Origin of the sequence: Halodesulfovibrio sp., assembly GCF_015482765.1 — a bacterium.
Taxonomy (GTDB): Bacteria; Desulfobacterota; Desulfovibrionia; order Desulfovibrionales; family Desulfovibrionaceae; genus Halodesulfovibrio.
On the sequence record NZ_JADMLB010000070.1, the window covers coordinates 85,368 to 107,508 of the forward strand.

Annotated in this window: 18 protein-coding genes; 14 read left to right on the plus strand and 4 right to left on the minus strand. The window is 47.9% G+C overall.

Translation table 11 applies throughout. The annotated features are described in order from the left end of the window. The first annotated feature begins 43 nt into the window (after window positions 1-43). The 14 genes from QZY95_RS13365 to QZY95_RS13430 all read left to right on the plus strand — a co-directional run bounded on the left by QZY95_RS13365 (window position 44) and on the right by QZY95_RS13430 (window position 15,454). On the plus strand, window positions 44-553 hold the full coding sequence (locus QZY95_RS13365; RefSeq protein WP_290924348.1) for a nitroreductase family protein: 510 nt from the start codon (window positions 44-46) through the stop codon (window positions 551-553). A 941-nt stretch (window positions 554-1,494) separates the two neighbouring features. Next, window positions 1,495-2,295, plus strand: a complete 801-nt coding sequence (locus QZY95_RS13370) for a 2-amino-3,7-dideoxy-D-threo-hept-6-ulosonate synthase (protein ID WP_290924351.1) — start codon at window positions 1,495-1,497, stop codon at window positions 2,293-2,295. A 24-nt stretch (window positions 2,296-2,319) separates the two neighbouring features. Next, window positions 2,320-3,291, plus strand: coding sequence for a 3-dehydroquinate synthase II family protein (locus QZY95_RS13375; protein ID WP_290924354.1), 972 nt, complete (start codon window positions 2,320-2,322; stop codon window positions 3,289-3,291). Between the two features lies 1 nt (window position 3,292). Continuing rightward, the gene (gene pheA, locus QZY95_RS13380) at window positions 3,293-4,483 is read left to right on the plus strand and encodes a prephenate dehydratase (protein ID WP_290924355.1); all 1,191 of its coding nucleotides are present in this window, start codon (window positions 3,293-3,295) and stop codon (window positions 4,481-4,483) included. A 25-nt stretch (window positions 4,484-4,508) separates the two neighbouring features. After that, window positions 4,509-5,831, plus strand: coding sequence for a 3-phosphoshikimate 1-carboxyvinyltransferase (aroA, locus tag QZY95_RS13385; protein WP_290924357.1), 1,323 nt, complete (start codon window positions 4,509-4,511; stop codon window positions 5,829-5,831). Then, the gene (locus QZY95_RS13390; protein ID WP_290924359.1) at window positions 5,819-6,610 is read left to right on the plus strand and encodes a prephenate dehydrogenase/arogenate dehydrogenase family protein; all 792 of its coding nucleotides are present in this window, start codon (window positions 5,819-5,821) and stop codon (window positions 6,608-6,610) included. The genes aroA and QZY95_RS13390 overlap by 13 nt, the downstream gene beginning before the upstream one ends. 105 nt (window positions 6,611-6,715) lie before the next feature. Then, complete coding sequence (locus QZY95_RS13395; RefSeq protein WP_290924361.1) at window positions 6,716-8,131, plus strand: anthranilate synthase component I family protein; 1,416 nt, start codon at window positions 6,716-6,718, stop codon at window positions 8,129-8,131. A 192-nt stretch (window positions 8,132-8,323) separates the two neighbouring features. After that, window positions 8,324-8,917, plus strand: coding sequence for an aminodeoxychorismate/anthranilate synthase component II (locus QZY95_RS13400; protein WP_290924363.1), 594 nt, complete (start codon window positions 8,324-8,326; stop codon window positions 8,915-8,917). A gap of 205 nt (window positions 8,918-9,122) precedes the next feature. Next, window positions 9,123-10,115, plus strand: a complete 993-nt coding sequence (gene trpD / locus QZY95_RS13405) for an anthranilate phosphoribosyltransferase (RefSeq protein WP_290924365.1) — start codon at window positions 9,123-9,125, stop codon at window positions 10,113-10,115. Continuing rightward, window positions 10,108-10,869, plus strand: coding sequence for an indole-3-glycerol-phosphate synthase (locus tag QZY95_RS13410; RefSeq protein ID WP_290924367.1), 762 nt, complete (start codon window positions 10,108-10,110; stop codon window positions 10,867-10,869). The genes trpD and QZY95_RS13410 overlap by 8 nt, the downstream gene beginning before the upstream one ends. Window positions 10,870-10,887: 18 nt before the next feature. Next, window positions 10,888-11,526, plus strand: a complete 639-nt coding sequence (locus QZY95_RS13415) for a phosphoribosylanthranilate isomerase (protein WP_290924368.1) — start codon at window positions 10,888-10,890, stop codon at window positions 11,524-11,526. Between the two features lie 44 nt (window positions 11,527-11,570). Beyond that, on the plus strand, window positions 11,571-12,746 hold the full coding sequence (trpB, locus tag QZY95_RS13420; protein ID WP_290924370.1) for a tryptophan synthase subunit beta: 1,176 nt from the start codon (window positions 11,571-11,573) through the stop codon (window positions 12,744-12,746). Between the two features lie 10 nt (window positions 12,747-12,756). Next, on the plus strand, window positions 12,757-13,518 hold the full coding sequence (trpA, locus tag QZY95_RS13425; RefSeq protein ID WP_290924372.1) for a tryptophan synthase subunit alpha: 762 nt from the start codon (window positions 12,757-12,759) through the stop codon (window positions 13,516-13,518). 208 nt (window positions 13,519-13,726) lie between these two features. Next, window positions 13,727-15,454, plus strand: coding sequence for a methyl-accepting chemotaxis protein (locus QZY95_RS13430; RefSeq protein WP_290924374.1), 1,728 nt, complete (start codon window positions 13,727-13,729; stop codon window positions 15,452-15,454). 166 nt (window positions 15,455-15,620) lie between these two features. On the opposite strand, the gene QZY95_RS13435 is transcribed toward QZY95_RS13430, so the two are convergent. From QZY95_RS13435 to QZY95_RS13450, 4 genes are all read right to left on the minus strand, one after another. Next, complete coding sequence (locus QZY95_RS13435) at window positions 15,621-16,424, minus strand: AraC family transcriptional regulator (protein WP_290924377.1); 804 nt, start codon at window positions 16,422-16,424, stop codon at window positions 15,621-15,623. A gap of 71 nt (window positions 16,425-16,495) precedes the next feature. Then, window positions 16,496-17,554, minus strand: coding sequence for a low specificity L-threonine aldolase (locus QZY95_RS13440; protein WP_290924379.1), 1,059 nt, complete (start codon window positions 17,552-17,554; stop codon window positions 16,496-16,498). A 298-nt stretch (window positions 17,555-17,852) separates the two neighbouring features. Continuing rightward, window positions 17,853-20,834 carry an AIR synthase-related protein gene (locus QZY95_RS13445; protein WP_290924381.1) on the minus strand — a complete coding sequence of 994 codons (2,982 nt, stop codon included), beginning with the start codon at window positions 20,832-20,834 and terminating at the stop codon, window positions 17,853-17,855. Window positions 20,835-21,154: 320 nt separating this feature from the next. Further along, the gene (locus tag QZY95_RS13450) at window positions 21,155-22,123 is read right to left on the minus strand and encodes a polyprenyl synthetase family protein (RefSeq protein WP_290924383.1); all 969 of its coding nucleotides are present in this window, start codon (window positions 22,121-22,123) and stop codon (window positions 21,155-21,157) included. Window positions 22,124-22,141: the final 18 nt, after the last annotated feature.

The following is a 22,141-nucleotide window of genomic DNA, read 5'->3' on the forward strand; positions in this document are numbered from 1 at the left end:
TGTTGCATCCCCAGAACAGAACCCAAAAATTGCAGGAGAAAACATGAACGTACTTGAAGCCATTGCAACCCGCCGCTCTATCCGCAAATTCACTGCTGAAGCTGTCAGTGAAGAAAACATCAACACCATGCTTCAGGCAGCTATGGCTGCACCTAGTGCCGGTAACGAGCAACCTTGGCAGTTCATTGTCATTGATGACAAAGCACAGCTTGAAAAAACCGCCAAACTCAGTCCGTACATCGGCATGGCTGCGAAGGCACCTCTGGCGATTATGGTTCTTGGCGACCGCAGTGTTGAAAAATACCCCGGCAACTGGATGCTTGATTGCTCCGCTGCTATTCAAAACCTTCTTCTTGCAGCGCACGGTGAAGGGCTCGGTGCCGTCTGGTGCGGTCTTTGGCCTGAAGAAGATCGCGTTGAAGCAGCGCGCACGCTTGTTAAAGCACCGGAAAATGCCGTGCCGCTTGCTGTTATCGTACTCGGGCACCCTGACCAGAATCTCAAGCCCCAAGACCGCTATGACGCATCACGCGTGCACAGGAACCTTTGGTAGCTTTGTATCCTTGTTCTTTTTTTGGCCTCCGGCGGCTGGGCGGAAACTTTTTAAAAAAAGTTTCCCCCAGACCCCCTTCCAAAACTTTTATTAGTCACACCATAATGTTTTACTTGTAACACCGTGTGCAGTTCTCATTTTTTGCTCCACCAGTGGAGAGACTTCAGCTCAGAAACTCGAACCACCGTAGCGCCTATTATCTTGAAATATTTATTTTATATATTTCAATAGCGTAAAATTTAGGTACTGAATGCTCTCTATTCCTCCCAATAACGATCCCTAATCGGGGTCAAGGGGGCAGTGCTCCCTTGCGGGGATGCAAGGGGCAGCGCCCTTTGCCCCTCGGAGAGCCGCCGGAGGCCCAAAACAACGCAAGCAGACTCATACATCACAAAATAGAGTAACACTCATTACTTAGGCGATTTTATATCATGTAAATTCATGCCGTTACATCCTCATTTTGACGTAATCATCAGTTTTTTAAAATTTCGTATTGACAGAAATCGCCTCAGGTCTCTATGCTTCCGTATCGAATTTAACAAACTTGTAAAGGAAATCAGAAACACCATGAACGCAATCTTTGCCAAACCTGCTTCTTTTGAAACCAACTTTTATTTTTGGTTTTTCTTTAGCTATGGCAAAGCCCGTGGCCGGTTTTCTGGTGCCTTCTCGTAAGTAACTTCGACACCAACTAGAAAACTTAAAGCCGCGGGCACACAGCCTGCGGCTTTTTTTGTGCGCAAGCTGTGGCGGCCAACCCCGAAACAACTTCCGTCACTTGTTAAGAAAATGCTCATTTAGCAACTATGCCAAACGCCCAAAGATTGATAAAAGATCGGGCAAGCGAAACAAAGAGAGTTTTTTGCTGCATAATGCTAACTAACAATGCATTCGTACTTATCGGGTGATAGCTTTACTGAGAACACGCTAAGGAGAATACGATGGAAATTGGCAAGAAAATCCGCATGGAGCGCATCATCAACAGAGTCACCGGACGAACAATCATTGTTCCTATGGACCACGGTGTTTCTGTAGGCCCGATTGATGGACTTGTAGACATGCGCAAAGCTGTCAGTAACGTTGCAGAAGGCGGCGCAGATGCTGTTCTGATGCACAAAGGTCTTGTTCGTTGCGGTCACCGCGCCGGCGGACGTGACGTAGGACTTGTAGTCCACCTTTCAAGCTCAACCTCCCTTGCACCTTCACCGAACGCAAAAATTCTTACCGCTACTGTTGAAGACGCAATCAAACACGGTGCTGACGCTGTTTCTGTTCACGTTAACCTTGGTGACGAAACTGAAAGTCAGATGCTGTCTGATCTTGGTAAAGTATCCGCTGTTGCGAACGAATGGGGTGTTCCTCTTCTCGCTATGATGTACGCACGCGGTCAGCATATCCACAATCCATTCGATGCCAAAAATGTAGCCCACTGTGCCCGTGTTGCTGTAGAATTAGGCGCAGACATCGTAAAAGTTTCCTACCCGGGCGACATTGATTCATTCTCCAGCGTTGTTGAAGCCTGTTGCGTTCCTGTTGTTATTGCAGGCGGCGAAAAAATGAACTCCACACGCGAATTCATCACCATGGTTCACGACTCCATCCGTGCAGGCGGCGCAGGTCTTTCTGTAGGCCGTAACGTTTTCCAGCACAAAAACAGTGCCATGCTCGTTAAAGCGCTCCGCGGCGTTGTGCATGAAGACTGGGATATCGAACAGGCAATGGAACTCGTAGGAAACGATTAACCCGTAGTTATCCGGACTAGAAAAATGAAAAAAGTTCTCTTCGCAAGCGTACCGTTCAATAAAGATCACGTCACACTCGCTCTGGAATCAGGCGTTGACGGAATCATCGTACCGGAAAAAGAAATGGCCGGAGTAGCCAGTCTATCCCGCTGCACCGTGCTCGCAGCAGAGTCTATGCCTGTCATTACGCTTACTGAAAAAAGTGTTGAAGAAGAGGCAGCAGAACGTCTGAAAAAAGGCGAGCAGGTCATTATCGGTCACGGATGGGAAATTATCCCGATTGAAAATTTATTAGCGCAGTCTGACAACGTGCTGGTGGAAGCCAACACAACAGAAGAAGCGCACCTTGCTTTCGGCATTCTTGAACGAGGCGTTGACGGCATTGTTGTAACCGCAGATGGAATTACTCAGTTGAAGCAGATTGTAGCACAGTGCAAACTTTCTATGGGCACGCTGGATCTTGTTCCGGCAACCGTTACCGAAGTCAGCTCTTCCGGCTTGGGACATCGGGTTTGTGTAGACACTCTGTCTGTCCTCAAACGAGGTCAGGGTATGCTGGTTGGAAATTCTTCTGCCTTTACATTCCTTGTTCATGCTGAAACCGAAAACAACGAATACGTGGCTGCCCGCCCGTTTCGCGTAAACGCAGGCGCTGTTCATGCCTACACACAGCTCCCGCACGATAAAACAACATACCTTGAAGAACTTGCTTCAGGCGACGAGGTTCTCATCGTTAACCACGACGGTTCCACCTCCATCGCAATTGTAGGACGCTGCAAAACAGAAGTACGCCCTATGTTGCTGATTAAAGCTGAAGTAAATGGTGTTGAAGGCGCGGTATTCTTACAGAATGCTGAAACTATCCGCGTTGTGGACACAAAAGGAAACCCGATCAGTGTTGTTAATCTTAAAAAAGGCGACGAAATTCTCGTTCGCACAGATGTAGCAGGCCGCCACTTCGGTATGCGCATCGAAGAAGAGATCAAGGAAGGCTAATATGTCTGAACAAAAGAAGACAGACACACCTGAACAGACAGGTGCTGAAGATAACTGCGTAGACAATTTGCCGCGCCTTAAAGAGGTTCGCAGCGAGATTGATTCTACCGATTTAGAACTCCTTGAATTGCTCAACCGCCGTGCTTCACTTTCCCTTGAAGTAGGAAAACTGAAACGCGGCAAGCAGGACGTAGTATTTAAGCCGTTCCGTGAAAAGGAAGTGCTCGACAACCTTCGCTCCAACAATGAAGGCCCGATTCCTATCGAGCATCTGCGCTTTATCTACCGAGAAATTTTCTCCTCCTCCCGTGCGTTGCAACGCCCTCAGCGTGTTGCCTACCTCGGGCCGGAAGGAACCTTCTCCTATTTTGCAGGAGTTGAATTTCTGGGTCGCTCTGTAGATTATACACCGCAAAAAGATCTCACCGCTGTTTTCCGCGCTGTTGCAAACAAAGAATGCGAACTGGGAGTTATTCCTCTTGAAAATTCTTTGCATGGATCAGTCGGTCAAAGCCTTGATCTTTTTATGGAGCATGACCTTTATATTGAGGCAGAACTTTTCTGCCGCATCAGCCACAGTCTGCTTACCCGTGAAAAGCTGCTTGCAGATATTCATACCGTGTACTCGCACCCGCAACCGCTGGGTCAATGTTCTCACTGGCTGCGCTCTACCTTACCGAATGCGCGCATCATCCCGACAGAGAGTACAGCGGCGGCAGCGCGCCGAGTTCAGGAAGAAGAAGGCGCAGCAGCTATCGGGCATGGCAGTCTTGCAGATTTACTGAAACTGAACATTCTTGCTGAACACATTGAAGATATGCAGGACAACTGGACACGCTTCGTCATTATCGGTTCCAAACCGAGCGACGGAGAAGGACAGGACAAAACCTCCCTGCTCTTCACTGTTCCGGATAAACCGGGTGCCCTCGCAAAAGTGCTGAATATAATGGCACGCGAAGGGCTGAATATGAAAAAGCTTGAATCACGTCCGATGCGCGGCGAAAAGTGGCGATACGTCTTCTTTGTCGACATCGAAAGTGATCTTTCAACCGAAGAATACGAACAGCTCATTACCGAGTTGCATGCAGAATGTCAGTCACTGCGCATCCTCGGCAGTTATCCAGCCGGTCAGTATATGGACTTCACTAAAGGCAGCGATATCGCCAAAGCAGTAGATGAGCAGAACACATAATTTATAGTTAATTGGAGACAAACCCATGATCGCCATCAAAGCACCAGCTTCTAAATCAGTATCCCACCGTATGATCATCGGCGCCGCTATGGCAGCAGGTGAATCTACAGTTTCCGGAGTACTTGAAAGTGAAGATTTAGCCCGCACCATCGGTATTTTTAACGACTGCGGCGCAAAAATCTATCGGCAGGATGCGGGCGTGTATACCGTCACCGGTTGCTGCGGCACACCGGCGGGCGGCATGGATAATCCTGTCTCTTGTGATGTACATGAATCCGGAACAACATGTCGCCTGTTAACAGGCGTACTTGCAGCAGGTTTAGGAAAATTCCGCATCCACGGCGCTCCGCGCATGCATGAACGCCCTATAAAAGAGCTTGCGGATGCGCTGGCAAGTCTTACAGTAGATGTTACGTACGAAGGCACTGAAGGGTGTCCGCCGGTTGTTCTGGACACAGACGGTCTGAAAGGAAGCGAAGTTTCCATCTCGTTGGAAGAATCCAGCCAGTACCTGTCCGGTCTTCTTCTGGCTGCGCCATCTACACGCGGGCTGACCATTAATTTAGTCGGCAATAAAGCAGTAAGCTGGCCGTACGTGGGACTGACTCTGGACGCTATGGAACTATTCGGCATCACCTTCCGCGTTGAAACACTGGAAGATGGCGAGTGGATTGAAAAAGACTGGCGGACATTTGAAACTGCCGTTCCGAACAAAACCCGCTTCATTGTTAAGCCGAGCATGTACAGAAACGGTTCCTACACTGTTGAAGGTGACTGGTCCAACGCATCATACTTCCTTGCAGCCGGTACCCTTGGTTCAGAACCGCTGCACATTGCCAACCTTCGTCCCGATTCTTTACAGGGCGACAAGGCAATGTTCACCATTCTGAAACAAATGGGTGCTACATTGGAGATTGATGATACGGGCGTAACCGTTCATCCGTCTTCACTCAAAGGTGTTGATGTTGATATGGGCAACTGCCCTGACCTTGTTCCGACAGTTGCCGCACTTGCCGCGTTTGCAGAAGGTGATACAACCATCCGTAACGTCGCGCATTTACGAATTAAAGAATGTGACCGTCTTGCAGCTCCTGCGGCTGAACTGGCTAAAGCAGGAATTGCTACCGAAGTCACTGAAGACGGAATTGTTATCCGTCCTGATAGAAAGAGTATTGCAGCACCGGAAGGTACTGTATTCAGCACCTACAACGACCACCGAATGGCAATGAGCCTTTCCTTGCTTCAGTTTGCGCTCGGTGAAATTGAGTTTGATAACAAAGCATGTGTTGCGAAATCCTTCCCTACCTTCTGGGAAGAGTGGGAGAAAGTTTCACCATGCAGGAGATAGACTTTAGACTCAAAAAAATTGCTGTTGTCGGTGCTACCGGAAAAATGGGCGCTATGTTCTGCTCCCGCTTTTCCAAAGCAGGTCTGGAAGTTGCTGAAATCGATCAGCCTTTGACAGACGAGGTTTTACAGGCTGGAATCGAGGATGCGCAGATCGTACTGGTTTGCGTCCCTGCAGCGGTATTTTACAAAGTTGTAAAATGTGTTACCAAGCACATGACACCGCCACAAATACTGGCGGATATTACATCCGTAAAGGTTCAACCCATGATGCAAATGCAGAAAGCTTACACAGGTCCCGTTGTGGGGACACATCCTCTCTTCGGCCCTGAGCCGAAGGCTGATGATGTACGCGTTGCCATTACGCCTTCTGAAGGCTGTGATGATGATTCTGCACGTCTGGTGGAAGAACTCTTCAACCGCATCGGCTGCGAACCGTTCTGCTCTACAGCTGAAGAGCACGACAAAGCTGCTGCACTCATCCAAGGTTTAAACTTTGTAACATCTGTTTCCTATCTTGCCCTGCTGGCAGATAAGGAAGACGTGATGCCGTACCTTACACCATCTTTTGAACGCCGACTGAAAGCTGCTGAAAAAATGATCAACAAAGATGCAGAACTCTTTGAAGGCTTGTTTGAAGCCAACCCTAGCTCTCAGGACGCTGTGCGCTCCTATCGTTCTATCCTGAATATTGCTGCCGGCGGCGACATCAACGTTATCGTTGAACGCGCTCTTTGGTGGTGGCGATTTAGTGATACCTCAGGAGAAGTGCATCAATAGCCCTGTATTGTACGCAGTACTTACGCAAGTACCAAGCCGCACTTCTCATACGAAGTGCGGCTTTTTTTATGACTTATCAACACACTAAACGAGAGAAAGAATGCCATGAAAATCACTTTACAGCAGACAGGCCAATGGTTGGCAGCAGACATTCAGACCCCCATAAGCCTCTTCTTAGGACTCGTCGGAACCGGACAGGGATTCCTTCTTGAAAGTGCGGAAGTGGACGGCAGACGAGGCAGATACAGCGTTATCGGATTTAACCTGCTTCTGCGTCTCGGCTGCAAAGAGGGAAAGCTTGAAGTAGCTTCCCGAGACAGCAGACTTAACGATCTTAAGCAATACGAAGGCATGGACTTTATCGAAGGTGCACGCAAAGTCATGGAAGCCATCCACATTGAACCGCAAGGGGATATGAAAGAACTGCCAGCCATTGCCCGCGGTCTGTTCGGATACTTCGGATACACCACCATCGGTATGTTTGAGAAAAAGCTCGAAGAAGTTCTGCCACCGGAAAACAGCGATGCATGTCTTATGCTTCCGGGGACAATTGTTCTCTTCGATCACCTCTACAACAAGCTGTGCATGCTTAATCTGGCAGACAATCTGCCTGTTAAAATGGACAGAGCCGCAGTGGAACGCACACCGGAAGCCCCGACTATCGGCAAGATTACGACTATTCCGGATAAAGCTTCCTACCTGCGCAATGTTCAGAAGGTACAGGAACAATTAAGACAGGGCGAAGCCATTCAGGTTGTTGTTTCAACGCGTTTTCAGGCTCCGTTCGAAGGTGACCCGTTTATTCTGTACCGCAGACTGCGACAGATCAACCCGTCACCGTACATGTTCTTTATGCGGCTTTCACACATCACACTTATCGGCTCCTCACCGGAGACAATGGTGCGCTGCCAGAATAACGTAGTGGAAGTTTGCCCGATCGCCGGCACTCGTCCTCGCGGTGCTGACGATGTAGAAGACGCGGCTCTTGCAGACGATCTGCTCGCTGATCCCAAAGAGCGTGCTGAACATGTTATGCTTGTAGACCTTGGAAGAAACGATGTGGGACGCATTGCCGAAGCCGGTACCGTGTCCGTGGAAAAATTTATGCAGGTTGAGCGTTTCAGCCACGTTATGCACATGACTTCATACGTGAAAGCTCAACTTAAAAAAGGGTATGATGGACTGGACGTTCTCGGTGCAACATTCCCTGCCGGAACCGTAAGCGGTGCTCCGAAAATTCGCGCTATTGAAATTATTGAAGAAACTGAAGCTATCTCCCGTGGAGCATACGCCGGAACCATTGGCTGGCTTGGACTGGATAAAGATTCCGTGAACCTTGATACCGGCATCCTTATCCGCACCATGTGGGTCAAAGACAACCTTGTTGAATGGCAGTGCGGCGCTGGCATTGTGCACGACTCTGTTCCTGAAAAAGAATGGGAAGAATGCCACAACAAAGCACGTGTTCTCAAGGTAACCCTGAACGCTACTGGTCAGGCAGACGTCTTTTCCGGACGGTAGAGCGGTAACGGGAACGGAGCAGTTGTATGTCCCGAACGTGCAAGAAGGCTCTTTCGCCCTGCACCTCCCGACCACACCGTGTTGTATGCCGAAAGGCGATAACTAATAAATTTAATTGTGAGGTTGTTCCAACCACAAACAGCATAACGGCTGGCTGAAACGGAACCGGAACAATCTTACAATGGAGATAGCATGTTTCTTCTTATCGATAACTACGATTCGTTTACGTTTAACTTGGTGCAGGCATTCCAGAAAACAGGGCGATATCCGCATGTTGTTCGAAATGACAACCCTGAGCTGCTGGAACTTGCCTCAAGCGGTAAACTGGAGATGGTTTGTATTTCTCCGGGACCGGGGAAACCGGAAAATGCCGGACTCTGTTTAGAGTTCCTGAAGCAGCTTCCCAAAGAAGTTCCTGTACTGGGAGTGTGTTTAGGGCATCAGGTACTCGCCCACTATGCTGGTGCCACCGTGGATGTTGCTCCGCGCATTATGCACGGGAAACACTCTAATATTGATCATGACAGGAAAGGACTTTTTGACGGCATTGATTCACCTATGCAGGTAGCGCGCTACCATTCCCTGATTATTACTGACAACAACGAAGATTTACTTGTTCCTACGTCCTCCACAAAGACGCCGGACGGAGAAGAGGAGATTATGAGCATTAAATATGCCGACCGCCCTTGGGTTGGTGTTCAATTTCATCCCGAATCGATTTTGACACCCCTCGGCGAGGCAATGCTGAAGAATTTTCCAGAGAAAATTCTAGCTGAAAATTCGTAATCTCCACGCTCTATGTGGTCTGTGGTGTGAGGGATTCTTTCCAACACAGGAATCCCTCACCCAGAAGACACAACGGTCTACCAGACCAGCATCCCTGCTACGGTCAATTCCTCAGCAGGAACCGGAGAAACAAGAATCACCAAACGGTTCTTAGGCTGCCGGATGCACAGAGCATAGACACACAATGGCGAAAAGGAACAAAGAGATGAATACCACACAAGTTTTAGAACAACTGGCGGAAGGCCGCCATTTAACGGCGGAAGTTGCGCACTGCATCTTCACCAAACTGATGGATGGCGAAATGACATCCGGTCAGGCGGGATCACTACTCATGGGGCTGCGCCAGAAAGGGGAAACTGCGGAAGAAGTTCACGCAGCAGTCCGTGTTTGTCTGGAACGCGCCAAATCTGTTGCGACTATTGATGGTGCTACCATTGATCTAGTTGGAACAGGCGGTGATGGAAAAAACTCCTTCAACTGCTCCACTGCCACGGCATTAACCCTTGCGGGCATGGGATACACTGTAACCAAACACGGTAACAGAGCTGTATCCTCCTCATGTGGCAGTGCTGATGCTGTTGAAGGACTTGGACTTCCGCTAAGACTTCTTCCTGAAGAAGTGCCGGCAGAGCTTGAAAAACGTAATTTCGCCTTTCTGTTTGCACCGGACTATCATCCTGCGTTCAAGCACGTAATGCCTGTGCGTAAGGAACTGGGATACCGCACCCTCTTCAATTTACTCGGCCCGCTTCTGAACCCTGCACGTCCTACACACATGCTGCTTGGCGTAGCAAAGCCTGAATACATGGAAATGATGGCTGAAGTACTCGCACAGGCTGGAATTGAACGCGCAGCAGTTGTTCACGGTGCCGGAGGCTATGATGAGTTGACCACCATGGGCGTGGCAAAAGTTCTTTACGTTGAACAGGGTACAGTACGCGATGCTGAACTGGATCCGGCAGAATTCGGCTTTGAACCATGCGCAGAAGAAGACCTTGCTGTTCATGGAAAAGAAGAAGGGCTGAATGTTCTGCGCCAATTATTAGAAGGTAACGGCCCGAAGGCAATGCTTGATATGCTGGCATTGAATACGGGCATGGCATTACACCTTATTACAAATGAACCACTTACTTCCTGCATGGAACGAGCACGAGAAGCCGTTGCAGCAGGAGCCGGAAGGAAAGTCCTCCATGCTTAATAAGTTTCTTGCAGCGAAACATGCTGAAATTGCTCGTCTTGTAAAACTGAAAAAAAATGATGCGTTACCTGCTGCTTACAAAGGTGAACGTATTCCTTTTGCTGCAACTTTATGTGCAAATAAAATGGCTTGCATTGCAGAATACAAACGTGCGTCTCCGTCACGAGGTGATATTGCTCCGCATCTTTCTCCTGAAGATGTTGCAGAACAGTATGCAAAAGCAGGAGCAACAGCACTTTCCGTGCTTACTGAAGAAAAATACTTTAGAGGTAAACTTGAATTTCTAGAGCGAATGCAGTTTGTCGGTCTGCCAATGCTCCGCAAAGATTTTATTGTTCATCCTTTGCAAGTAATTGAAACAGCCGCCACTCCTGCATCTGCTCAGTTGCTTATTGCACGGATGTTTAATTCACCAGCTGAACTTGCTGAATTAATTGAACTTGGTGAATCATTCGGTCTTGAAAGTGTTGTAGAGGTTTTCAACCATGCGGATCTTGTTTTAGCAAGGCTTGCTAATGCTACAATAATTCAGGTAAACAATAGAAATCTAGCTACATTGGAAACTGACCTTGCAATTTGCGAGCGTATGATTCCTCACCGCAGAACTGCCGAAGTATGGATAGCGGCCAGCGGTATTTCGTCGTCCACGCAACGACGCCACGTTGAAGCGGCGGGATACGATGCGATGCTGGTCGGCACAGCTCTTATGCAGGGTGGAGACCCGCAAAAGGCGCTTAACCGGCTACTCGAATAAATCTCAAGGAGAGCATTAATGGCGCACAAAGAATCCTTTGTGAAAGTATGTGGCATTACCACACAGCAAGATGCTGATTTATGCATGAAACTGGGCGCTGATTTAATCGGATTTATTTTTGATGAAAAAAGCCCCAGAGCCATGACTGTGGAAAAGGTCAAAGCCATTGAGACTGAAGACGTTATGCGTGTCGGTGTGTTCACACACCATGACGTAGACGAAGTGCGTCTGATTATGCAGCGTGCGAAGCTGCATCTTGCTCAGCTTCACGGAGATCAGGACACAGCCTTTGCTGCCAGAGTAGGCAAAAGCAAAGTAATGAAAGTGTTCTGGCCTGCCCGTTACGAAACGCGGGAAGAACTTGAGGCAGAAATGAAAAAGTTTGTGGATTGCTCCCGATTTTTCCTTATGGATGCCGGAACATCCGGCGGAGGACACGGCAAAACACAAAACTGGAGTTTCCTTAACGGACTACGCGGATATAAGTCATGGTTTGTTGCCGGAGGCATCGGCCCCGAAAACGTAACCGAAGTGCTGCAAGGGTGCGCGCCCTGTGGCATCGACATCAATTCAGGTGTAGAATCAGAACCGGGTAAAAAAGATCCGGACAAACTGCGAGCCGTTATGGAGGCGCTGACAGCCCCCATATTACCATAAATTTCAGCAGCCTCTGGCGTGAGGCTGCGAAAAGAGAGAATATCATGACTAAAGGATACTTCGGCAAGTTCGGTGGTCAATTTGTAGCGGAACTTCTTATTCCGCCCCTTAAAGAGTTGGAACATGCGCTTGAGCACATTGTGCCTTCAGAAGCGTTCCAGACAGAATTTTCAGATTATCTCAAAAACTACGTAGGACGCGAAAGCCCCCTTACGCTTTGTCCTACGATTTCTAAAAACCTCGGGTTCAACCTGTACCTGAAGCGTGAAGACTTAAACCATACCGGCTCTCACAAAATCAACAATGTGCTCGGTCAGGCTCTGCTTGCCAAACACATGGGCAAAAAAGCACTGCTGACCGAAACCGGTGCAGGCATGAACGGAGTTGCTACCGCAACTGCCGCCCGAGCACTGGATATGGATTGCATTGTCTTTATGGGTGCAGTTGATGTGGAGCGTCAGTCTCACAACGTACGACGCATGAAATTACTCGGTGCTACTGTTGTTCCGGTTGAAGCCGGCTCCAAAACATTGAAAGACGCCATTAACGAGGCACTCCGCTTCTGGATTAAAGAACAGGCAGACTACCACTACTGTTTCGGTACGGCTGCCGGTCCACATCCATTCCCGACACTTGTTCGCGAATTCCAGTCTGTAGTCGGACGCGAAGCACGCAAGCAAATTATTGAACGCACCGGTGCGCTGCCGCACTCTGTTCTTGCATGTGTTGGTGGCGGTTCCAACGCCATCGGTATTTTCTCCGGCTTTGTTGATGACTGCGACGTAAACCTTATCGGCGTTGAAGCTGCCGGAACCGGAGAAGAAGGCTGCACAAACTCCGCGCCGCTCTGTCTCGGAACTGACGGCATCCTTCATGGTCAACGCACTATGCTGTTGCAGGATGATGATGGTCAGATACTCCCGTCACATTCAATTGCAGGCGGACTGGACTACCCCGGTGTTGGCCCTGAGCATGCGCACTTACAGCACTGCGGACGTGCAAGCTACGTTAAAATTAATGACTGCGAAGCACTGAATGCATTCAAAACTCTGACCCGTTCTGAAGGAATCATTCCTGCACTTGAAAGCTCCCATGCGGTTGCCTACGTGCTTGAGAACAAAGAGAAGTTCCCGAAAGGATGTAATGTTATCGTAAACCTTTCCGGACGTGGCGACAAAGACATGGATATTGTTGAACAATGTACCGAGCTGTTTGATTAAGGAGGCAGTCATGACATCACTTACAGAACGCATTAATGCTGCAAACAAAGCAGGACGCAAGGCAGTAATTCCATTTTTGACTGCCGGTTTTCCAACGAAGACAGACTTTTTCACGCATCTGGAAGAACTGGACGCCAACGGCGCTGATATTATTGAAATCGGCGTACCGTTCTCTGATCCTGCCGCTGATGGCCCTGTGGTTGAAGCGGCTTCTATCCGCGCGTTAGAACAGGGAGTAACCCTGCACTGGATTATGCAGGAACTCATAAAGCGCAGAGGACAGTATCAGGCTGAACTGGTTCTCATGGGATACATCAACCCATTCTTCCAATACGGTTTTGCAGAATTTGCTGAAGATGCTGCAAAAGCCGGGGTTTCAGGACTTATCGTACCAGACCTGCCATTCGGTGAAGATCAGGAATTTAAAACAATCCTGAAAGAACAAGGCATTGCTCTTATCTCCCTGATTGGATTGAATACTCCGAAAGAACGCATGCAGGCTTATGCTGAACAGGCAGAAGGGTATGTGTATGTTGTCTCCTACATGGGAACAACTGGCGCAGCTGTTGCCTTTCCTCCTGAGTTAAAGAAAACGCTAAGTGACGCACGGGAAGCTTTTGACATCCCACTTGCTCTCGGTTTCGGCATTAAAGAGCCACAACAGCTTGAGCCGTTCGGCGATGCTATTGATGCTGTAGTTTTTGGTAGCGCCCTCATAAAAGATATTGAAGAAAAAGGCACCGCAGTCCCGTTTATGGAACGTTGGAAATAGTCTTGTAAAAAACAATAGTTACCATTAAGCTCTCGTAGGTTTCTGCGGGAGCTTTACTTTTTTCTGCAAAACTCCCCATCAATCGACACTTTTTATGTAATGCTACGGGGTATCAAGCCGATACCTTACTAGATCAGTACGAAAACTGTTCACGCGTTGATAAGAATTCTCATCTTCTAGGCTGTATCTCTTCAGGGGGGATCTCGGTATGAATCTCAAAGCACGTATGCTGTTATCTTTTATTTCGATTTTCATGGTTATTGTCGCCATGTTTTCAAGCACATACTATGTGACCAGCCAGCAAAAAAGTGACGGGCTCGTCATCAACCTATCCGGCAGACAGCGCATGCTAAGCCAAAAAATTGCTAAGGAAACATTAGCGCTTCCTCTGGTTAAAAACGCAGCCAGTGCAATACAGCAGCTGGAAAAAACAGAAGAAGTTTTTGACAGCACACTGCATGCTCTCATCAACTCCGGCAATGCGCCTACCACATTAAATCCTTCCGGTGCTAAGGCGTTTCTTCCAAAGGCAACAGGAGCTGTACGCAACCAGTTGCTCACAGTTCAATCTCTGTGGAAAGAATACAGAACATTAGTCAATGCGGCGCAACGCGGCGATGACAAAGCACTGCATGCTATTTCTGCAAAAAGTGTAACCGTTCTTGCTGCCATGAATAAGGCAGTGGGTATGCTTCAAAAAGAAGCAGACCAACGTGTTACGATGTTGGTAACTCTTCAGACTATTTCAATGGTCATTGGTATTGCGCTATTATGTTTTGTTATCATGAACCTGCGCAAACACTTGTTCCGACCTTTGGATGACATGCGCTCTTTTGTGAATAAAGTTTCGGGGGGAGACTTTAATGCACAAATTAACGCCAGCTACCTGCTTGAGTTTGAAAACTTAAAGAATGACACCGTTGCGATGGTAACGGAGTTAAACGCATTAATGAAGCAAGCCGAAGATGCCAGCACAGAAGCGGGACGGAACGCTCAACGCGCAGAAGAAGCACTTGCTGAAGCGCAGGAAAAAGAACAGCGCATTGCTGCAATGATTGCTACGATCCGCACTGTTGCTGAAAAAGCAAAAGACATTTCTACCAGAGTGTTTGATTCCATCGGCACGCTCACTTCGCAGGTCGACACCGTCAACGGCGGTGTTGATGTTCAACGTGAACGTATGATTGAAACTGCCACTGCAATTACCCAGATGAACAGCACCGTAATAGACGTTGCACACAATGCCTCCAATGCTGCTGAACTGGCCAACGATTCCAGAGACCGTGCTGAAGAAGGTGCTATCGGTGTACGCAACGCTGTTACTTCGATTGAACTTATCCAGAACAGCTTCCTTGAATTAAAAGAATCCATGCTTCAGCTTGGCAATCAGACTGATTCTATTTCCCGCGTTATGGAAGTAATTAATGATATTGCCGACCAGACAAATCTCTTGGCGCTTAACGCTGCAATTGAGGCTGCCCGCGCCGGCGAAGCTGGTAGAGGCTTTGCGGTTGTTGCGGATGAAGTACGAAAGCTTGCTGAAAAAACCATGCTTGCAACCCGTGATGTCGGTGAAGCAGTCACCCAGATTCAAACGCAGGCACACACCAATATAGCTGCTGTTGAAAGTGCGGCTACAGAAATTACTGCTTCTACAGAAGCTGCAAATACCGCCGGTGAATCTATGGCAAACATTGTTTCCATGACAAACGAAACCGCGCAGCAGGTCACTTCAATCGCAACAGCTTCTGAAGAGCAGGCCGCTGTTTCTGAACAGATTGAACATGCTGTTAATGCTGTGACAGGCGTTGCTGAAGAAACCGCAGACGGTATGTCTCGCGCTGCTGGCGAACTTTCTGAAATTGCGACACTTATCGCACAATTGGATAGCCTTCTTGCAGACATGCACACTGAGGCAGCACCAGCTGCGGCTTAATACGGCTCATCCTGTTACGGCCTCATAACTGGTACAGAGGACGGGAAGGAAGACTGTGAAAAATTCCTTTCTCGACTCTACATACTTCAGGAAGTCACTCGCTCTATAACTACATAAAAAAAGGGTGTCCTACTTTGGTAGGACACCCTTTTATCATTTGTAAACATTAGTATTTGGATGGCGGAACGCTGTATGCTTTTTTGAAGGCATGCACAAAGTGGCTCTGATCATAAAAGCCCACATTTGCGGCAACGGTTGAAACCCGCTCGCCTTTTTCTAACAATCTGCAAGCATGCTCAAGACGCAGTTGCTTCAGCCAGTTATACGGCGTGACTCCGACGGTAGATTTAAAGCGACGCAGGAACTGATAGCGGCTCAAATTACATAAGGCGGCAAGCTGCTCCAGCGTAATTTTCTCTGAAAGATTATCGTGGCAATAGTCACGAACTTCCTTCCAGTCCGGCTTGGCAAGCCCCCCTTCCGATTCATCAGCAAGAGGTTTTCTTGAATGCATTACCAGACGTCGTACAAGATCCATCCACTGCTCTTCAACAAACATTGAGCTGGCATCACCACGTTGTAATACATAATGCAGCAGGCATGCTCGCTCCCAAAGAAGCTTATCATCCAACACGTTACTACTGAATGCCACTCGACGTGCGGAGTCCATTGCCTCTGCCATTTCTTCAGTCAGAAGCTCCGGCGGAATGCGGAATGTTTTGAGCGTATATTCACATTTTTCATATCCGGAACCGTCATGCATTTCCTCCGGCGGAATTACGGATAACCGTCCCGGCCCTACGAGAAACGTTTTACCGGATGCGCTCTGCCGCTGAACGCCATCTACCACCAGACTTATATGATAATTCAAGTGGAAGTGACGTTCAAAACTGAACGTTGAAAAGTGCCCGTCGCTTAAGACAAGTCCCGGCACATCTGGAGCGCGAAAATATTGAACAGTATCCTGCATAACGTCTGCCTACCTACTCACAACAAGGAGCTGGTGTCAAAAAAGAATTCTTCCAGTATAAAATGGCACTGCTACACGGCTTCTGCGTACCCAACAGCTTGATTTACTGCAGATAAAAAGTACTGGATATCTTGTTCTGTGGTCGCAAAGGATGTCACAAGGCGAATTACATCCTTCTCCCATTTTCCATGGTAGAAACTGAAGCCCTGAGCTAACAACCTGTCAGCACAATCTTTTGGCATCTTACAAAAAATGATATTTGTCTGAGGAGAACCAAGTACAGAAATCTGAGGAATTTTCTCTAATCCCCGCTTCAACAGCTCTGCCATTGCATTTGACTGACGTGCATTATTCAACCAGAGATCATTCTCAAGGTAGCCTAACATCTGCGCAGCCATAAACCGCATTTTAGAACCAAGCTGTCCGGAGCGTTTTATGCGAAATGACATTTCCTGTGCAATTTTTTTATCAAAAACAACGATTGCTTCTGAAGACATTGTGCCATTTTTTGTTGCACCGAATGAAACAATATCAACACCGCATTTCCATGTCATTTCAGCCGGAGAACAATTAAGCGTAACCAATGCGTTCGCAAATCGCGCACCGTCCATGTGCATACGCAATCCATGGTTCTTAGTGATTGCGCCGAGCATGCAAAGTTCATCCAGCGAATACACAGAACCTGACTCTGTTGCCTGAGTAAGGCTCACAGCTGCCGGTTGAGAAGAATGAATATCGCCGACTCTGTGTTTTACGCCCCACTTCAGTGCTTCCGGATCAATTTTGGAATTCGCACCGTCGAGAGTTAACACGCGCGCGCCGGAGTTGAAAAACTCTGGAGCCCCACATTCGTCATGATTAATATGCCCTTCATGATGGCATAATACTGCGCCCCATGGCGGGGTTAACGCGCTTAACGATAAGCAGTTTGCTGCTGTGCCTGTTGTTACAAAAAAGACGCGGGCATCTTTTTCAAAAACATCTGACAACATTTTCTCAGCCTGCATTGTACATGCATCCCGACCATACGGGTCTGCCTGACCGACGTTACAACGCGCCATTGCTTCCAAAACTTGCGGGGAAACACCTGCGATATTGTCGCTGGTAAATGCAGTATTATATGTAGACATGTAGGATTCTCCTCATGGTTCTCTAATAAATAAGCGTAAGAACCGGAGTATGCAAAATAGTGTCACTCCTGCATTGTAAAATATTGCAGCACCGCATTATATAAAGAACATATCTACTTGGAATATCAAACGTTACATCATCAGGCAGAGTACTCATGATACAAAAAAGAAGAAGAGCGGGAGAACACATGTTCGCCCGCTCTTCTCACCAAAACCATCTGTCGGCTGCAAGTCCCGAATAATCTTGCAGCTACAGAACTTAAGCCGCAGTTATAAAGCTCCCATGAGCTTTTTCACGTTAAAACTTAAGTGTGCCCTTAAAGGACTGAGCAAGTGATTCGCAGTTATCTGCTACCAAAACAGTTGCGCCGGAAGCGATAATGAACTGCTCATCACCTGTAACTTCACCCAGACAGCCGTATGCCTGTCCAGCAAAGATCTTTTCAAAAGTTTCTACTTTGTCTTCCGGTACGGATACTACCAAACGGGAAGCTGACTCAGAGTAAAGAACTTCTGTTGCATTCATTTCTTCAGTTACCGGTACTGCATCAAGATTGATGAGTGCACCGGTGCGACCTGCAAGTGCCATCTCTGCGAGAGCCACTCCAAGACCGCCGTCTGAGCAGTCGTGACATGCGTTAATTGCGCCTTCACCGATTGCTTTATGAACTGCACGGTATCGTGCAAGTGCGGATTCAGCATCTACTTTCGGACATGCAGCAGCGCTGATGCCGAGTTCTTCTGCAACTTCAGAACCTGCTAATTCGCGGGCTGTTGCGCCAAGAACGTAGATTTTGTCACCGTCATTTTTAAAGTCGGATGTGGTTGTTTTATTCACATCTTTAATAACACCCATGACAGAGAAGAGTACTGTCGGCGGAATGGAAATTTTTACTCCGCCGCCTGTGTAGTCGTTCTTCATGGAGTCTTTACCGGAAATACACGGTACGCCGTATGCGGTACAGAAATCTGCAAGTGCTTTGTTAGCACGAACAAGCTGTGCAAGCTTGTAATGGCCGTCCGGAGTTTTTTCAGACTGCACAGGATCGCACCAGCAGAAGTTGTCGATACCGGACATGAAGTCTACGTCACCGCCGACAGCAACTGCGTTACGCACTGCTTCGTCAACAACGTTCGCCATCATCCAGTAGGTATCGTAATCACTCAGTGTCGGGTTGATACCGTGTGAAAGAACAATACCGCTCTCGGAATCAAGAATTGGACGAACAACGCCAGCATCAGAAGGACCGTCGCATTTTACGCCGACCATTGGCTTAATTACGCTGCCACCCTTAACTTCGTGGTCATACTGACGCACTACGTATTCTTTTGAACAAATGTTCAAACGGGCAAGCATGGATTTAAGCAAGTTACCTTGCTTTGCGTCTGCTACGTTTACTTCTTCATCCTTGTGTTCAGGACGTTCCCATACAGCTTTGAGCTGCATCTGTGGAACACCGTCGTGCAGGAATTCCATATCAAGGAATGCAACCGGCTTATCACCGTATGTTACGTGGAAGTAGCCGGAATCAGTAAACTCACCAAGTGCGGAAGCTTCAACATCCATACGCTCTGCAAGTTCCATGAACTCATCCAGCTTGTCAGCAGGAACAGCAAGGGTCATACGCTCCTGAGCTTCTGAAAGAAGAATTTCCCAAGGGCGGAGACCGTCATATTTAAGCGGAGCTTTAGAAAGATCCAGACGACAGCCGTTTGTATCTTCTGCCATTTCACCAACAGAAGAAGAAAGACCGCCTGCGCCGTTATCTGTGATTGCGTTGTATAAACCCATGTTACGGGCACGCATAATAAAGTCGTATGCTTTGCGCTGTGTAATTGGGTCACCGATCTGTACAGCTGTTGCCGGAGATTCTTCGTGCAGTTCTTCAGAAGAGAAGGTTGCGCCGTGGATACCGTCTTTCCCGATACGACCACCGACCATCACGATAGTATCGCCAACTTTAGCTGCTTTTTCGTAACCGGGCTTGCCTGCAACAACTTTAGGAATCATACCTACTGTGCCGCAATGAACAAGCGGTTTACCGAGGTAGCGCTCTTCAAAAACGATTGAACCGTTAACTGTTGGAACACCGGATTTGTTACCGCCGTGTTCAACACCTTCACGAACACCTTCAAGTACTCGGCGAGGATGAAGGAGACGCGGAGGAAGCTCGCCTTCGTGGAACGGAGATGCGAAGCAGAATACGTTTGTGTTACACACAAGATCTGCACCGATGCCTGTTCCCATAGGGTCACGGTTAACACCCACAATACCGGTCAACGCTCCGCCGTATGGGTCAAGAGCGGATGGAGAGTTGTGAGTTTCAACTTTAATACACACGTCGTGTGTTTCGTTGAAGTCGATTACACCAGCATTATCTTTAAATACTGAGCGGCAGAAATCATCTTCGCCCTTATTCTTACGGATAGTTTTGGTGGAGCCCATTACATATGTTTTGTAAAGGCTGTCGATGACTTCACGTTCACCGGTTTCTGTATCGGTGTAATCAATTTTTGAAGCAAAAATTTTATGTTTGCAGTGTTCTGACCAAGTCTGTGCAAGTACTTCTACTTCTGCATCACTTGGTTCTGCGGTTAAGCCTGCTTTTACACGTTCAGCCACAACTTCCGGGCTGGTGTAGTAATCGCGGATTGTATGCAGTTCTTCCAGAGAAAGAGCCAATGTGTTCTCTCGGGAGAACGCCATAAGCTGCTCGTCTGACATGGTTGAGAACGGCAGGTTAACCACTTCATCATTTGCCTGACCGGAAACACGGGCGGCAAATGCCGCAAAGCCCGGCTCTTTCTGCCAGTCTGCTTTGCTTTTGTATTCAAAACGCTGAATAAGTTCGTTTGCAAGAACATCACGGCCGATAGAAGCAATCTGCTCTTCTGTAAAATCACCGTAGATGTGGAACTGGTCTGCAACAAAAACAGAAACTGCTTCGCGATCTGCAAGTTCCAGTACGATTGCAATGGTTTCCCGCGCTGTGCGGCCTTCGTTATCTGTTACACCCGGACGGAACCCAACTTCGAGTACCCAGTCTGCCTGACTGGATACCGGAGAAAGTGCCGCGTCCTGAAGTACGGGATCATGCAGAGCTGCCTCACTCACAACAGTTTCAAGCTGTTTGTCGGTAAGACCGTCCACAGTAAACACCTTGACCTGACGAACTTCTTTAACGTCAAATCCCAGAGCTTCCCTGATCTTGTTAGCAGTTTTGATACCCTGAGTATCAACTACACCTTCTCTAAGACCAGCTTCAATGCGCCGCAGCATGTATTTTCTCCTGATGCTTGCTGAAATTAACAGGCGGAATCTATTTGCCGTCCCGCTGTATTTGGAAAAAGTAAACACACCAACACAGTCTTCTTCCGTCTGTGATGGCGGGGGGTATACCCCATTTATACATAAAACCCAAAACTGTTCTCTTGAGACAGTTCGGTACAACCCAAGACAGTTTGTAGACCTCCATTACTCAATGCGGAATAGCCCTCTACATATCCACAAAAAAGCTATCCCCCCTTACGTCCTCGGGAAATGAGTACGGAGATACTGAAAACAAAAGGCCGCAGAGTCTCCCCTACGGCCTGAATTTTTTATGCACTACGCGATTTTACGTAATCAAGAGTTTGCAGCAATATCTTTCGTTCCGGACAAGCTGGCAAGACTTCCAAAGCCTTTTCTGCTTTTTCCAGATAAGAATCTGCAAGTTCACGAGTGGCAGCATCAAGCCCCAGTTCGCGAATTTGCGCTGCAACAGAACACACCTCTTCTTCAGTAAAGGTGCCTGCTTCAAACTTGGTTACAAAATCATCACGCTCTGCACCTTTTAATGTTTCAAGGTACATAAGCAACGGTGGAGTTAATTTGCCTTCACGAAGGTCACCAGCCACCGGCTTGCCGATTGATTTTGTTGAAACAGCAAAATCCAGCGCATCATCCACAATCTGGAAAGCAATTCCAAGGTTCATACCGAATTCAGACGCCGCTGCGATCTGTTCATCAGTACCACCTGCCTGAATAGCTCCCATAATGCAGGATGCCTGCAACAGGAACGCGGTTTTGCCTTTAATTATTTCAATATAAGTTTCCTGCGAATGATCAGTTGAACGTAAATATTCAATCTCTTCAATTTCGCCGGTTGCTGTCTTTACGATAGCTTCTGCAATGCACTGTGTAAGACGAGCATCATTGTATCGCGCAACAACCAAGTTTGCCTGTGCAAGCAAAACATCACCAGCCAGCACGGTTTTTGTATTACCGAACTGCGTATGGGCTGCAGGTTTTCCGCGACGCAACTCTGCGTCGTCAATGATGTCATCGTGCAATAATGTCGCAGAATGAAGCAGCTCTACGGAACAGGCAAGCGGATAAATATCCTCATCAGTATACCCGAGAGTTGCAGCAGTAAGCAGAGTTAACAAAGGGCGCAGCCTTTTTCCTCCGGCAGTAAGCACATGGGAAACAACAGGCTGAACTAATGCGTTAAGCTGAGCAGTTTCTGCCGCCAACGTCGCATTGATCTGCGGTTGTTTTAACGTAAGGTACTCTAAGAGTTCTTGCATAGAAAAGCTTCCATCGAA

Coding starts and splice junctions, on each gene's coding strand:
- QZY95_RS13445 (WP_290924381.1), bottom strand. CDS start 20,834: ATGCTGCGGCGCATTGAAGCTGGTCTTAGAGAAGGTGTAGTTGATACT.
- pheA (WP_290924355.1), top strand. CDS start 3,293: ATGTCTGAACAAAAGAAGACAGACACACCTGAACAGACAGGTGCTGAA.
- trpB (WP_290924370.1), top strand. CDS start 11,571: ATGACTAAAGGATACTTCGGCAAGTTCGGTGGTCAATTTGTAGCGGAA.
- QZY95_RS13410 (WP_290924367.1), top strand. CDS start 10,108: ATGCTTAATAAGTTTCTTGCAGCGAAACATGCTGAAATTGCTCGTCTT.
- QZY95_RS13430 (WP_290924374.1), top strand. CDS start 13,727: ATGAATCTCAAAGCACGTATGCTGTTATCTTTTATTTCGATTTTCATG.
- trpD (WP_290924365.1), top strand. CDS start 9,123: ATGAATACCACACAAGTTTTAGAACAACTGGCGGAAGGCCGCCATTTA.
- trpA (WP_290924372.1), top strand. CDS start 12,757: ATGACATCACTTACAGAACGCATTAATGCTGCAAACAAAGCAGGACGC.
- aroA (WP_290924357.1), top strand. CDS start 4,509: ATGATCGCCATCAAAGCACCAGCTTCTAAATCAGTATCCCACCGTATG.
- QZY95_RS13440 (WP_290924379.1), bottom strand. CDS start 17,554: ATGTCTACATATAATACTGCATTTACCAGCGACAATATCGCAGGTGTT.
- QZY95_RS13390 (WP_290924359.1), top strand. CDS start 5,819: ATGCAGGAGATAGACTTTAGACTCAAAAAAATTGCTGTTGTCGGTGCT.
- QZY95_RS13400 (WP_290924363.1), top strand. CDS start 8,324: ATGTTTCTTCTTATCGATAACTACGATTCGTTTACGTTTAACTTGGTG.
- QZY95_RS13395 (WP_290924361.1), top strand. CDS start 6,716: ATGAAAATCACTTTACAGCAGACAGGCCAATGGTTGGCAGCAGACATT.
- QZY95_RS13435 (WP_290924377.1), bottom strand. CDS start 16,424: ATGCAGGATACTGTTCAATATTTTCGCGCTCCAGATGTGCCGGGACTT.
- QZY95_RS13370 (WP_290924351.1), top strand. CDS start 1,495: ATGGAAATTGGCAAGAAAATCCGCATGGAGCGCATCATCAACAGAGTC.
- QZY95_RS13365 (WP_290924348.1), top strand. CDS start 44: ATGAACGTACTTGAAGCCATTGCAACCCGCCGCTCTATCCGCAAATTC.
- QZY95_RS13375 (WP_290924354.1), top strand. CDS start 2,320: ATGAAAAAAGTTCTCTTCGCAAGCGTACCGTTCAATAAAGATCACGTC.
- QZY95_RS13450 (WP_290924383.1), bottom strand. CDS start 22,123: ATGCAAGAACTCTTAGAGTACCTTACGTTAAAACAACCGCAGATCAAT.
- QZY95_RS13415 (WP_290924368.1), top strand. CDS start 10,888: ATGGCGCACAAAGAATCCTTTGTGAAAGTATGTGGCATTACCACACAG.